8 protein-coding genes are annotated in these 13,136 nt (G+C 74.7%); 5 read left to right on the top strand and 3 right to left on the bottom strand.

Going from position 1 to position 13,136, the window contains the following annotated elements; translation table 11 throughout:
• Positions 1 to 171 precede the first annotated feature (171 nt).
• Entirely contained in the window at positions 172 to 1,260 is a 1,089-nt protein-coding gene (locus ABT026_RS24545) for a winged helix DNA-binding domain-containing protein (protein WP_351117306.1), read from the bottom strand.
• A 185-nt stretch (positions 1,261 to 1,445) separates the two neighbouring features.
• Between ABT026_RS24545 and ABT026_RS24550 the strand changes: the two genes are divergently transcribed.
• The 3 genes from ABT026_RS24550 to ABT026_RS24560 all read left to right on the top strand — a co-directional run bounded on the left by ABT026_RS24550 (position 1,446) and on the right by ABT026_RS24560 (position 6,986).
• Positions 1,446 to 4,613 carry an acetyl-CoA carboxylase family protein gene (locus ABT026_RS24550; protein ID WP_351117307.1) on the top strand — a complete coding sequence of 1,056 codons (3,168 nt, stop codon included), beginning with the start codon at positions 1,446 to 1,448 and terminating at the stop codon, positions 4,611 to 4,613.
• 162 nt (positions 4,614 to 4,775) lie between these two features.
• Entirely contained in the window at positions 4,776 to 6,551 is a 1,776-nt protein-coding gene (locus ABT026_RS24555) for an NUDIX hydrolase (RefSeq protein WP_351117308.1), read from the top strand.
• Between the two features lie 60 nt (positions 6,552 to 6,611).
• Positions 6,612 to 6,986, top strand: a complete 375-nt coding sequence (locus ABT026_RS24560) for a hypothetical protein (protein ID WP_351117309.1) — start codon at positions 6,612 to 6,614, stop codon at positions 6,984 to 6,986.
• A gap of 40 nt (positions 6,987 to 7,026) precedes the next feature.
• On the opposite strand, the gene ABT026_RS24565 is transcribed toward ABT026_RS24560, so the two are convergent.
• Together ABT026_RS24565 and ABT026_RS24570 are read right to left on the bottom strand one after the other, a co-directional pair.
• Entirely contained in the window at positions 7,027 to 8,538 is a 1,512-nt protein-coding gene (locus ABT026_RS24565) for an aldehyde dehydrogenase family protein (RefSeq protein WP_351117310.1), read from the bottom strand.
• Positions 8,535 to 9,479: an oxygenase MpaB family protein gene (locus ABT026_RS24570; protein WP_351117311.1), complete on the bottom strand. Its 945-nt coding sequence runs from the start codon at positions 9,477 to 9,479 to the stop codon at positions 8,535 to 8,537. The genes ABT026_RS24565 and ABT026_RS24570 overlap by 4 nt, the downstream gene beginning before the upstream one ends.
• Positions 9,480 to 9,798: 319 nt before the next feature.
• On the opposite strand from ABT026_RS24570, the gene ABT026_RS24575 reads away from it, so the two are divergent.
• Together ABT026_RS24575 and ABT026_RS24580 are read left to right on the top strand one after the other, a co-directional pair.
• Complete coding sequence (locus ABT026_RS24575) at positions 9,799 to 11,244, top strand: glyceraldehyde-3-phosphate dehydrogenase (protein WP_351117312.1); 1,446 nt, start codon at positions 9,799 to 9,801, stop codon at positions 11,242 to 11,244.
• A gap of 189 nt (positions 11,245 to 11,433) precedes the next feature.
• A complete protein-coding gene (locus ABT026_RS24580; RefSeq protein WP_351117313.1) occupies positions 11,434 to 12,996 on the top strand; it encodes an SDR family oxidoreductase in 1,563 nt (520 codons plus the stop codon).
• The last annotated feature ends 140 nt before the right edge of the window (positions 12,997 to 13,136 follow it).

A 13,136-nucleotide genomic window follows, 5' to 3' on the forward strand; every position in this document is an offset into this window, starting at 1 on the left:
TCGCTGCCGGTCCGGCCTGCCGCCCGCCGCCCGCCGCCCGCCGCCGCCTGCCGTCCTGCCGGCGACGGCGGGAGGCGACGGGAGGCGGGACCCGGCGGGGCGCCCGGTCACCGAGTCGCCACCCGCCCGTCTCTCCGTGTCGACATGTCGCCGTATCGCCGCCTCACCACCTCACCCGGCGGCGGTGAACCGGATGTCGTGGCGGTCCGCGTCGCCCGCGGCGAAGCGCAGCAGGGCGGCGCCCTCCTCGGCGGCCTCCTCCCGCTGCCGCCGGTTCAGGGGTGCGGACAGCCGCACGGTGAGGACCGTACGGCCGTCCGTCTCCCTGGTGAGCGACCACCCGCCACGGACAAGGCCGTCGACCAGGAAGGCCGGTTCGCCCGGTGGGTGGCGGGCCCGCTCCGCCGCCAGCCGGGTGCCTCCGGTATGGGCGAGGACGGCGTCGTCCCCCGCGGCCAGGAAGCGCACCGGGACGGGCAGGTCCTCGGGCGGCAGCGGCGCGTCCGGCACGTCGAGCAGTTCCTCGCCGTCCTCGCCGCGGAACTCCCGCAAGGACGGCAGCAGGTCGTCGACCACCTCGCGCAGCCCGCTCACACCGCTCCACGCCTGGACGTCCTCGACGGTGGCGGGTCCGAACGCGGCCAGGTGGCGTGTCACCAGCCGGGCGGGGTCGGGCCGGCGGTCGAGGGCCCGACCCAGCCACTCCTCCGCCAGGACGAAGGCGGCGGGGCCGCGGCGGCCCCACAGGCCGGACGGCGGCGGGTGGAGCACCGGCAGCAGCATCCGCGCCGAGCGCGCCAGGGCGACCGGGTCCCGCCCCGGCCACCGGGCGGCCAGCGCCCGGCCCAGCTCGGGGCGGGGCATCACCCGGCCGGCCAGCAGGAACCGTGCCGCGGCGGCGAGTTGCCCGCCGTCGACGCCTGTCGTCCGCCGCCCGAGGACGCGTTCGCGTCTGGCCCGCAGCATCGGCTCCAGGGTGGGCCGCAGCCAGAGGTAGTCCTCGGCGGTGACCAGGTACCGCGCTCCGCGGTGCAGCGAGGCCCGTACGACGGCCCGCAGGTCCAGCAGCGCGGCGAGGTGCTCCCGGCGGAAGCCGTCGACCCGGTTCCACAGGCCGATGTACGGGGGTTCCCGGTGCCGGGCGTGCACGCCGGCCAGCCGCTCGACCATCGCCTCGACGGACAGTTCGGCCCGCTCGTGGAGCGACTGGCGCAGGAGGGTGGCCCGGTTGAGCCGTCGGCGGGTCAGGCGTTCCTTCATGGCGCCAGCCTGCCGCTTGCGGGGCTGGGTTCCCGTCCTGCCGGCCGGTGTGACAAATGACGTCGTGCTGCTCGGGACGCTGTACGGCCGCACATTGCTTCCTCGCCGGGGCCCGGAGAGCATGGCGGGGCCGGTCGATGATGTTCGTCGCGCGGGGTCGGCCGCGCGGTCCGTGGGGAGCGTTGATGGGGTCTGCCGCCGTACTGGTCGCCAACCGCGGGGAGATCGCCGTGCGGGTGCTGCGCGCGGCCTCGGAGCTGGGATGGCGTGCCGTCGCGGCGCACGCGGAGGGCGACGAGGCGCATCTGGCCGCGGCCGACGAGGCGGTGGCGGTTCCGGGCGGCTACCTGGACGCGGCGGGACTGGTGGAGGCGGCGCTGCGCACCGGCTGCGGCTTCGTCCACCCGGGGTACGGATTTCTCAGCGAGAACGCGGAGTTCGCGCGCCGGTGCGCCGAGGCGGGCCTGGTGTTCGTGGGTCCGGCGCCCGAGGTGCTGGAGGTGTTCGGCGACAAGGCGCGGGCGCGGCGGCTGGCCGGCGAGGCCGGGGTGCCGGTGCTCGAGGGCACGGACGGCGGGGCGGACGTCGAGGAGGCGCGCGCCCTGCTGTCGGGCGGGCCGGTGATGATCAAGGCGGTCGCCGGAGGCGGCGGGCGCGGCATGCGGGTGGTGCGGCGTGCCGAGGAGCTGGACGAGGCGTGGCGGCGGTGCCGCTCGGAGGCCCGGCAGAACTTCGGACGCGACGCGTTGTACGCGGAGCGGCTGATGGAGGGGGCCCGGCACGTCGAGGTGCAGGTGGTCGGGGACGCCCGTGGGGCGGTCACGCACCTGTGGGACCGCGACTGCACGACCCAGCGCCGCCGTCAGAAGGTGATCGAGATGGCGCCGGCGCCCGGCCTGGCGGAACCCTTGCGCGCGTCGATGCGCGACGCCGCGCTGGAACTCGCCCGCAGGGCCGGGTGCGCGGGGCTCGTGACCGTCGAGTTCCTCGTGCTGGACGGGGAGTTCCGCTTCATCGAGGCCAATCCCCGGCTCCAGGTGGAGCACACGGTCACCGAGGAGGTGACCGGCGTGGACCTGGTGGCCGCCCAGTTGCGCCTGGCGGCCGGGGCGACGCTGGCCGAACTGGGGCTGTCGGAGCCGCCGGCGCCGCGCGGCCACGCGGTGCAGGCCCGGGTGACCGCGGAGGCGACGGGTCCGGACGGCGAGGGTCGGCCGTCGGCGGGCCGGCTCACCCGGTTCGACCTGCCCTCGGGGCCGGGCGTCCGGGTGGACACGGCGCTGCGGGCCGGCGCGGAGGTGGGGGTGCGCTACGACCCGCTGCTCGCCAAGGTGGTGGCTCACGTGCCCGCGGGTTCCGTGGAGGCCGCGTGTGCCCGGGCCCGGCGGGCGCTGGGCGAGTTCGCCGTCGAGGGCGTGCGGACGGGCATCCCCCTGCTGCGGGCCGTGCTGGCGGAACCGGAGTTCTGGGTGCGCCCGGACGCGATGGAGCGTTGCGCGCGGGTCCTCGCCCCGACGGAGCCGGAGACGTCGGAGGGGGCCGCGGACGGCGAAGAGGGCCTGGTGCGGGCGCCGATGACCGGCACGGTGGTGCAGGTGGACGTCCGGCCCGGCGAGGAGGTGGGTGCGGGACGGCAGTTGCTGGTGCTGGAGGCGATGAAGATGGAGCACGTGGTCACCGCCCCCTGGGCCGGCCGGGTCCGCGGTCTGCGGGTACGGCCGGGCGGGACGGTGACCGAGGGGGCGGTGCTCGCCGTGCTGGAGCCGTCGGGCGCGGCCCGGGAGGAGGCGGCCACCGAGGAGGCGGCCGACCCGGACGGGGTGCGCCCCGATCTCGCCGAGGCACTGCGGCGGCACGCCTTCGGCCTGGACGAGAACCGCCCCGAGGCGGTCGCGAAGCGGCACGCGCAGGGCCGTCGGACGGCCCGCGAGAACATCGCCGACCTGTGCGACGAGGGTGCCTTCACCGAGTTCGGCGCCCTCGCCCTGGCCGCGCAGCGGCGGCGGCGATCCCTGGACGACCTGATCCGCTCCACGCCGGCGGACGGCATGGTCACCGGCACCGGGCGGATCGACGGCCGGCCGTCTGCGGTGATGAGTTACGACTACACGGTGCTGGCCGGGACGCAGGGGATGAACAACCACCGTAAGACCGACCGCCTGCTGGAACTGGCGTACCGGCGGCGGCTGCCCGTCGTCCTGTTCGCCGAGGGAGGCGGCGGGCGGCCGGGCGACACCGACTCGACGGCGGTGGCGGGCCTTCATCTGAGCACCTTCCGCTCCATGGGACGGCTGAGCGGCCGGGTGCCCCTGGTGGGCATCGCCTCGGGTCGCTGTTTCGCGGGCAACGCGGCGCTGCTGGGCTGCTGCGACGTGGTGATCGCGACGCCGGAGGCCACCATCGGGATGGGCGGCCCGGCGATGATCGAGGGCGGCGGGCTCGGGGTGTACCGGCCGGAGGAGGTCGGCCCGCTGTCGGTGCAGGTCCCCAACGGGGTGGTGGACGTCGCCGTCGCCGACGAGGCGGAGGCCGTCCGGGTGGCCCGGCGGTACCTCTCCTACTTCCGGGGGCCCGTCGACGACTGGGAGGCCCCGGACCGGCGGCTGCTGCGGCAGGTGGTGCCGGAGAACCGCCGGCGCGCCTACGACGTCCGCGCCGCGGTGCGCGGCCTGGCGGACACCGGCTCGGTGCTGGAGCTGCGCCAGGAGTTCGGGGTGGGCGTCCTGACCTGCCTGGTACGGGTGGAGGGGAGGCCGCTGGGGCTGCTGGCCAGCAATCCGGGTCACCTGGGCGGCGCGATCGACCGGGACGCGGCCGACAAGGCGGCGCGTTTCCTGCAGTTGTGCGACGCCTTCGGGCTGCCGGTCCTCTCGCTGTGCGACACCCCGGGTTTCATGGTCGGTCCGGACGCCGAACGCACCGCGACGGTAAGGCACTTCGCCCGGCTCTTCGTCGCGGGCGCCCATCTGCGGGTGCCGATGGTCGGGTTGGTGCTGCGCAAGGCGTACGGCCTGGGCGCGATGGCCATGCTGGGCGGCTCCACGCGGGCCCCCGCGGCCACCGCGGCCTGGCCCAGCGGGGAGTTCGGCGGGATGGGGCTGGAGGGCGCGGTCCGGCTCGGCCACCGGCGGGAGCTGGAGGCGATCGAGGATCCCGGGGAGCGGGCCCGGGTGTTCGAGGCGCGGGTGGCCGAACTCCACGAGCAGGGCAAGGCGGTGAACGCGGCGGCGGCACTGGAGATCGACGCGGTGGTCGATCCGGCCGACTCCCGGGCCTGGATTCTCGCCGCGCTGGACGGCTGGGAGGACGACCGGGACGCGCCCGAGGAAGGGCGGTTCGTCGACACCTGGTGAGAGGCCCCGTCCGGAACCGCGCGCCGCCGTCACCGTCACCCTCCGAGAACGTCCGGATCCGGCCGTTACGCACCGTCACCTTGCTCGTTGCTCCCTGTGAGCACACATGCGTTCGAGGCAAGGAGGCACGATGCGGCGTCCGGTGGAGGATTCTCTGTGACGGTGACCCAGCCCGCGGCCGATGCGGCCGGTCTTTCCGAATACCTCGCGGTCCATCCCGCACCGGTCATGGCGGCGGACGCGCTGATCCGTGACGGATCCGGCCGGGTGCTGATCGTCGACCCCTCCTACAAGGAGGGCTGGGACCTGCCGGGCGGCATGGTCGACGACGAGGAGCCGGTGGCCGCGCTCGAGCGCGAGCTGCGCGAGGAGCTCGGCATCCGGGGCGCGCGCGTCGGGCGGCTGCTGGTGGTCGACAGCATGCCCAAGGAGGTGTACGGCCGCGCCCACGTGGCCTGCGTCTACGCCGTGCACCCGCACCGCCCGCCGGCGGTGGAGGAACTGGTGCTGCAGCAGGATGAGTTGCGCGCGGCGGAGTGGGTCACCGAGCGGGAGGCGCTGCGCAGGCTGCCGGAGCCGCTGCGTCGCCGGGCGACGGCCGCCCTGCGGGCGTCGCTGGGCTCGCACACCGCGCAGCTGCGTCAGGGCCGGCCCGTGCCGGTGGACCTCAAGGACCACTACGCGCTGCTCCCCTCCCCGATGATGGCGGCGGCCGCGCTGATCACCGACACGCGCGGGCGGGTGCTGGTGGCCGAGCACTCCTACGACCACGGCGGCGGCTCCCCCTTCGGCCTGCCCGGCGGCATGGTCCACGCGCAGGAGTCCCCTCGCCGGGGCGCGGCCCGGGAGCTGGCGGAGGAGCTCGGGCTGACCGGGGTTCCGGTGGGCCGGCTCGTCGCCGTGGACAGCACCCCGGCGCGCACCTACGGCCGGGCCCTGGACGTGCACGTGTTCACGGTGGGGCCGCTGACGGAGGAGCAGGTCGCGGCGATCGGCTTCCCGGACGGGGAGATCCTGGCCGTCCACTGGCTGGCGCCCGAGGAGGCCCTGGCCGTGCTTCCCGCCCAGATCGGCAACCGGCTCAGGTACGGGCTGCGGGCGATGGCCGCGGGCACGGTCGCGCACCTGGAGGGGGGTCTGCCCCAGCCCGGGTCCGCGGTGGGCCTTCCCGCGGCCCGGCGGGCGACCTCGCTGGAGGAGGTGGGCGCCGGCCCCGCGGCGGCGGCCGACCGGCTGGCCACCCGGGCCAAGGCGTTCACCACCGCCGCCGTGCTGCTCACCGACCCGGCGGGCCGGGTGGTGCTGGTGCGCGAGGGCGAGGCGGGCTGGTCGCCGCCCGCGGCCCCGGTCGCCGGTGACACCGGCGAGACGCCCCGCCGGGCCGCCCACCGCGTGCTGCGCGAGCGGCTGGGGCGGGACGTGCCGCCGGGTGTGCTGCTCGCCGTGGACTGGCTCCCCGGCGCGGCCTCCGGCTGCGAGGGCGCCCACGTCCTCCCGGAGACCGTGCACGTCTACGACGGCGGCGTCCTCACCGACACGGAAGCCGCGACCTGCACGACCTACGCGGACGCCGGGACCGGCACGGGCGACACGGGGGTGGCGCCGCACGCCGGCCTCGACGCCGCGCACCGCCCCGGCAGCGCCGCCGGAGCGACCGACGCGGGTGCGGCGGGGGCGACACGGACGGCCGACACCGGCGGGGTGATCGTGACGGGCGGTGCGAGCGGGGGCGCCGGGGCGGAGGGCGCAGGGGCGGCGGCCGGTACGGCCGTCGCCGGCGGAGGCGCCGGCGCCGGTGGTCTGCTGGCCGTGCCGCCGGAGCGGCTCGGCGCGGTGCTGCCCGCCGCGGTCGCCGCACGGGTACGCGAGTGCCTGGTGGTCCGCAGGGGTGGCACCGGGGCCGTCGAGCTGTTCGCCGGGCTTCCGGCGCGGGACTGATCCGTGTTCGTGCCCCGGGGCGGCTGGTCAAGCACGGTCCTCACCTGCCAGAGTTGGCGGATGCTTCTGGATCCGGAGAAAGCGATGTTCGTGCCCGGCGCAACGCCGCTGCTGCTGCTGAGCGGTGCGCCGTTCCACGAGGCCCTGCCGCCGCTCGCGACCGAGGACCGGTCACTGCCCACCTGCGAGGGGTGGAGCATCTTCCCCAAGCACACTCAGTGCGTGGTGGACGGTCCCGGGGAGCACGGCGCCGTGATCCCCTCGCTGGCCGCCCTGGTGCTGGGCAAGGCCGACATGAACGCCTGGTGCGGCGACGCCGCGCGGGCGGGCGGCGCGGTGGTGCTCTCCGTGGAGCGGCTGCCCGAGGTCGTCGACGTCCCGGCGCTCATGAACGGCGCCCCCACACGGGGCGGCTTCATGGCGCTCACCGCCTGACACCGCCCCGCCCCGCTTCGCCCCTCCCGCCCGCGACCGTTCAGCGCCGCCGGTGCAGCGACTGCGCCATGCGCACCGCGCGCTCGCGGACGGCGGCCGGCACCTCGAAGGAGGTCAGGGCGATCGGCGGGCTGAAGCGCTGCACCGTCATGGACTGGACCGAGGCGAACGCGCGCAGCCCTTCCTCGCCGTGGATGCGCCCGAAGCCGGACTCCTGGGCGCCGCCGAACGGCAGGGCCGGCACGGCGGCGAAGCCGAGGACGGAGTTCACCGACACCGCTCCGGCCCGCAGCCGGGAGGCGACGGCCGCGCCGGTGCGCGTGCTCCCGCTGAACACCGCCGCGCCCAGGGCGTAGCGGGAGGCGTTGGCCCGGTCCACCGCCTCGTCGACGTCGGCGACGGAGTTGACGACCACCACCGGGCCGAAGGTCTCCTCCGTCATCGCCGCCGCGTCCTCGGGCACCCCGGTCAGCACGACGGGCTCCACGTAGGGCGCCTTCACCGACTCCGGTCCGCCCAGCAGGGCCAGTCCGCCCGACTCCACCGCCCCGGTCACATGCCGTTCGACGACGGGGACCTGGCCGGGCATCGTCATCGGCCCGTAGGCCGCGCCGTCCTCGGTGCCCGTACGCAGCGCCGTGGCGCGCTCGACGACCCGCCGGCACAGCTCCTCGTGGATCTCACGCACCGCGTAGACGCGTTCGACGCCCGCGCAGGTCTGGCCGGCGTTGCTCAGCGCGCCCCAGACGATCGCCTCGGCGGCGGCGTCCAGGTCCGCGTCCGCCGTGACGATCACGGCGTCCTTGCCGCCGCACTCGGCCAGGAACGGGGTCAGGGACTCGGCGCACACCGCCATCACCTTGCGGGCCGTGCCGGGCGATCCGGTGAAGGCCAGCTTGTCGACGCCGGACCGGGCCAGCGCCTCCCCGGTGGAGGCGCCGCCGGTGACGGTGGTGAGCAGCCCGGCGTGCTCGGGCACGGCGGCGTCGAAGAGATCGGCCAGCAGGAGCCCGGTCGCCGGGGTCAGCTCGGACGGCTTGAGGACGACGGCGTTGCCGGCCGCGAGCGCGTAACCGACGGACCCCATGGGCGTGTAGCAGGGGTAGTTCCACGGCCCGATGACGCCGACCACGCCCAGCGGCCGGTACACCAGGGAGGCCCGCTGATGGACGGTGAAGAGGGTGGTGCCGGCCTTGCGCCGGCGCAGCACCCGGCCGGCGTTGCGGGCGGCCCAGGCCAGGTGTTCCAGGGTGAGGACGACCTCGAGTTCCGCGTCCCCCGCGGGCTTCCCGGTCTCCTGCGAGACGGTCCGTGCGACGGTGCCGAGTTCGGCGGCCAGGGACCGCTTCCAGCGCAGCAGCTGGTCGCGGCGGCGGGCGGCGGGCAGCGCGGCCCAGCCTTCCTGGACCTTCCGGGCCTGGGCGACCGCGTGCGCGACCTTCTCGGCGCCGTCCACCGGGTGCTCGGCGAGGGGTGCTCCGGTGGCCGGGGAGCGGGTGGTGAAGGTCGTGGAGCTCGCGGCGGTGTCCGCGGCGGAGGTGGTGTCGGTCATCGGGGCTCCTGACGGGGGACGTCGTGCGGGAAGGTCTGCTGGTGCGGGACGACGGCCGCTTCCGTCGGCGCCTCGTCGTGCAGCGGGGCCGTCGGGCGGGAGTGGGCCCAGTGCGGGCCGAGGTCGTCGAGGGTCCAGCCGAAGGGGTAGGTGCGTGCCTCGGGCAGTTTCGGGAAGCGCTCGGGGCGGCCGGGCAGCAGCCGGATCAGCGCCGCCCTGGTGCGCAGCGCGCGGTGGGTGGCCGTCCTGAGCCACCGGGGCTGAGGACTGAAACCCAGGGCGGTGAGCAGCGGCTCGTCGAGGGCGGCGAGGGCGACGCGGGTCGCGATCCGGCGGAAGGGCGCGGGGTACCAGGCGGCGAAGACGCGCAGGGTGGCCGCGGCCACCCTGCGGTTGGCGGGGTCGTAGGCGAACATCTCCCGCTCGTAGGCGTCATGGAGCTGCTCGAACCCGGCGTAGGTGTCGGGGACGCCGGTGATGCCCATCATCCGGCCCATCCGGTGACCGACCAGCGCGAGGCTCTCGGCCTCCTGGTCGCACAGCCGGCGCCAGCCGTACCGGTCGATCCAGCGTTTGGGGCCGACCACCGTGGTGGCCAGGACGTAGAGGAAGTCCTCGTTGGGAATGCGGTAGCGGCCGTGGATGCGGTTGAGGTGGCGGGCGGCGGCCCGGCCGTGCTCGGAGTCGATGCCCTCGCGCACCATCTCGTAGGCGATCAGCACCGTGTCGTCGTAGCGCTTCTGGCCGGCGCGTTCGAACTCCTGGGTGCGGTCGAGGAGCCGGGAGATGCGGGGCACGCCGTAGTCGCGCAGGAAGGCGATCGACGTCCCGTGGAGGTAGTCCGCCGGGAACTCGTAGTGCGTGATCCAGCGGTAGATCTGCTCGTGGTCCCGCCGGGGGTCCATCTGCCGGATGCGCCGAAGCCGGCGATATCGGCCCATGCGTCGTTCCTCCCCGCCACTGTGTACGCACACCCCCGCGAGTCGGAGATACAAAAACTATCGATGTGTTTCACACGGCCCGTCAAGACTCCGGCGGGGCGAGGGCACGACGCCGGCGCCATGCGGGCGGGCCGACGGGCGGGTGATCAAGCACACATCCTGGTCACCCCCGCCCGCACGGAAGCGGACGGACCGGCGCGAATCGCGGCGCGGCCGCTCCCCCCGGCCCCACCGGGCCGCCCCGCGCCCGACCCGGTTTGAATGACCATCCTTCGAGATGGTTAACATGTGAGCGCCGCCTAGCTCGAAAGATGGACCAGTGACTGTCAACGACGACTCGTTCACCAACTGGAAGAACCGCGAGGAGATCGCGGAGTCGATGATCCCGATCATCGGGAAGCTGCACCGGGAGCAGGACGTCACGGTCCTGGTCCACAGCCGCTCCCTGGTGAACAAGTCGGTCATCAGCATCCTCAAGACCCACCGTTTCGCCCGGCAGATCGTCGGCGGGGAGCTGTCGGTCGTCGAGACGATGCCCTTCCTGAAGGCCCTCACCACGCTGGACCTGGGCCCCTCGCAGATCGACATCGGCATGCTGGCCGTGGCCCACAAGGCCGACGACCGCGGCCTGTCGGTCGAGGAGTTCACCGCCGAGGCCGTCGCCGGCGCCACGGGCGCCAACAAGATCGAGCGTCGCGAGGGCCGCGACGTGGTCCTCTACGGCTTCGGCCGGATCGGCCGCCTGCTGGCGCGCCTGCTCATCGAGAAGGCCGGCTCGGGCAACGGTCTGCGCCTCAAGGCGATCGTGGTCCGCGACGGCGGTGGCCAGGACCTGGTCAAGCGCGCCTCCCTGCTGCGCCGCGACTCCATCCACGGCCAGTTCCAGGGCACCATCACGGTGGACGAGGAGAACAACCGGATCGTGGCCAACGGCCACACCATCCAGGTGATCTACTCCGACTCCCCCGAGTCGGTGGACTACACCGCGTACGGCATCAAGAACGCCATCCTGATCGACAACACCGGCAAGTGGCGCGACCGCGAGGGCCTGTCCAAGCACCTGCGCCCCGGCATCGACAAGGTCGTGCTGACCGCTCCGGGCAAGGGCGACGTCCCGAACATCGTCCACGGCGTCAACCACGACATGATCAAGCCGGACGAGAACGTCATCTCCTGCGCGTCCTGCACGACCAACGCGATCGTGCCGCCGCTGAAGGCGATGGAGGACGAGTACGGCGTCCTGCGGGGTCACGTGGAGACCATCCACTCGTTCACCAACGACCAGAACCTGCTGGACAACTACCACAAGGGTGACCGCCGTGGCCGCTCCGCGCCGCTGAACATGGTCATCACCGAGACCGGCGCCGCCTCCGCCGTGGCGAAGGCGCTGCCCGACCTCGAGGCGACCATCACCGGCAGCTCGATCCGGGTCCCCACCCCGGACGTCTCGATCGCCATCCTGAACCTTCAGCTGAAGCGCGGCACCACCCGCGCCGAGGTCCTGGAGTACCTGCGCGAGGTGTCGCTGACCTCGCCGCTGAAGCGCCAGATCGACTTCATCAGCGCCCCCGACGCGGTCTCCAGCGACTTCATCGGTTCGCGTCACGCCTCGATCGTCGACGCCGGCGCCACCAAGGTCGAGGGCGACAACGCGATCCTCTACCTGTGGTACGACAACGAGTTCGGCTACTCGTGCCAGGTGATCCGGGTGGTGCAGCACGTCTCCGGCGTGGAGTACCCGACCTACCCGGCCCCGGCGGTCTGACCGGCCGTCCCTCCGCCGCGAACGGGTGTGCCCCGGCGACCGCGAGTCGTCGGGGCACACCCGTTCTCCGTACCGCCGCCGCGGCATCCGGAGGACCGTTCGCCGCTCCCGCGATGCGGGGCGCGCCGGGGTGGATCATCCTGGAGGCGGCCGGACGCGGAGCCGGCGTCGAGGACGGGAGCGAGGCCGATGAGCGAGGGCGCCGGCGGCGACACCGCGCCACTGCACTGTCTGGTGACGGGTGCGACGGGGTACATCGGCGGCCGCCTGGTCCCCGAACTGCTGGCTGCCGGACACCGGGTGCGATGCCTGGCCCGCTCCCCCGGCAAGCTGCGCGACCACCCCTGGGCGGGCGAGGCCGAGGTGGTCCGGGGCGACGTGACCGACCAGGAGTCGACCGCGGAGGCCATGCGGGGCGTCGACGTGGCGTACTACCTGGTCCACGCGCTGGGGACCGGCTCGGGTTTCGAGGAGACCGACCGGCGGGCCGCGCGGATCTTCGGCGAGCAGGCCCGGGCCGCGGGCGTCCGCCGGATCGTCTACCTGGGCGGGCTCACTCCCGCCGGGGTGCCCGTGGAGGAACTGTCGCCGCACCTGCGTTCGCGCTCCGAGGTGGGCCGCGTGCTGCTGGAGTCGGGCGTGCCGACGGCCGTGCTGCGGGCCGCCGTCATCATCGGCTCCGGTTCGGCCTCCTTCGAGATGCTGCGCTACCTCACCGAGCGGCTGCCCGTCATGGTCACCCCGAGCTGGGTGCGGACCCGGATCCAGCCGGTCGCCGTCCGCGACGTCCTGCGGTGGCTGGTGGGCTGCGCGCGGCTCCCCGCGGACGTCAACCGCACCTTCGACATCGGTGGGCCCGACATCCTCACCTACCGGGACATGATGCGCGGCTACGCGGAGGTGGCGGGCCTGCCGCCCCGGGTGATCGTGCCGGTGCCGGTGCTCACACCCCGTCTGTCCAGTCACTGGGTCGGCCTGGTCACGCCGGTGCCCGCCTCGATCGCCAAGCCGCTGACCGAGTCACTGCGGCACGAGGTGGTGTGCGGCGAGCACGACATCAGCCGGTACCTGCCGGATCCCCCGGGCGGCCCGCTGAGCTTCGAGCAGGCCGTGCGGCTCGCGCTGCGCAACGTCCGCGAGGCGCGGGTGGACACCCGCTGGTCGAACGCGGCGGTGCCGGGCACGCCGAGCGACCCGCTGCCGACCGACCCGGACTGGGCGGGCGGCAGCCTGTACACGGACCGGCGGCAGCGGACCGTGGACGCTCCCCCCGAGGCGCTGTGGCGGGTGATCGAGGGCATCGGCGGCGAGAACGGCTGGTACTCCTTCCCGCTGGCCTGGTCCGCGCGCGGGGTGCTGGACCGGATGGCGGGCGGTGTCGGTCTGCGCCGTGGCCGCCGTGACGCGACGCGCCTGCGGGCCGGCGACTCGCTCGACTTCTGGCGGGTGGAGGAGATCGACCGGGGCAGGCTGCTGCGGCTGCGTGCCGAGATGCGTCTGCCGGGGCTGGCCTGGCTGGAGCTGTACGCGGACGCCGGTCCCGACGGTCGCACCCGATACCGGCAGCGGGCCCTCTTCCACCCGCACGGGCTGCTGGGTCACGCCTACTGGTGGGCGGTGTCGCCGTTCCACGCGGTGGTGTTCGGCGGCATGGCCCGCAACATCGCCCGGGCGGCCGAACGCGGCGGTACCGCCCCGAGAGCCGGACTCACCCGCCGCCCACGACGCCGCCGCCCGGCCCGGCGGGCCTGAGCCCGACGGTCCCGGTGGCGTACGCCGCGGGGGCCGACGTCCCGCCTCCGGCAAGTGCCGCTGCCCTGACCTCAGGGCGGGGCGGCCCGGGCGCGCGGTGGCGGCAGAGGTGACCGACAACCGGTCCCGGCGCGCAGGCG

Source organism: Streptomyces sp. NPDC002734, assembly GCF_040295685.1.
Lineage (GTDB): Bacteria > Actinomycetota > Actinomycetes > Streptomycetales > Streptomycetaceae > Streptomyces.

Bases quoted from the DNA above. Each gene is read 5' to 3' on its own strand.
- ABT026_RS24545 (WP_351117306.1), bottom strand. From the start codon at position 1,260: ATGAAGGAACGCCTGACCCGCCGACGGCTCAACCGGGCCACCCTCCTG.
- ABT026_RS24550 (WP_351117307.1), top strand. From the start codon at position 1,446: ATGGGGTCTGCCGCCGTACTGGTCGCCAACCGCGGGGAGATCGCCGTG.
- ABT026_RS24560 (WP_351117309.1), top strand. From the start codon at position 6,612: ATGCTTCTGGATCCGGAGAAAGCGATGTTCGTGCCCGGCGCAACGCCG.
- ABT026_RS24565 (WP_351117310.1), bottom strand. From the start codon at position 8,538: ATGACCGACACCACCTCCGCCGCGGACACCGCCGCGAGCTCCACGACC.
- ABT026_RS24570 (WP_351117311.1), bottom strand. From the start codon at position 9,479: ATGGGCCGATATCGCCGGCTTCGGCGCATCCGGCAGATGGACCCCCGG.
- ABT026_RS24580 (WP_351117313.1), top strand. From the start codon at position 11,434: ATGAGCGAGGGCGCCGGCGGCGACACCGCGCCACTGCACTGTCTGGTG.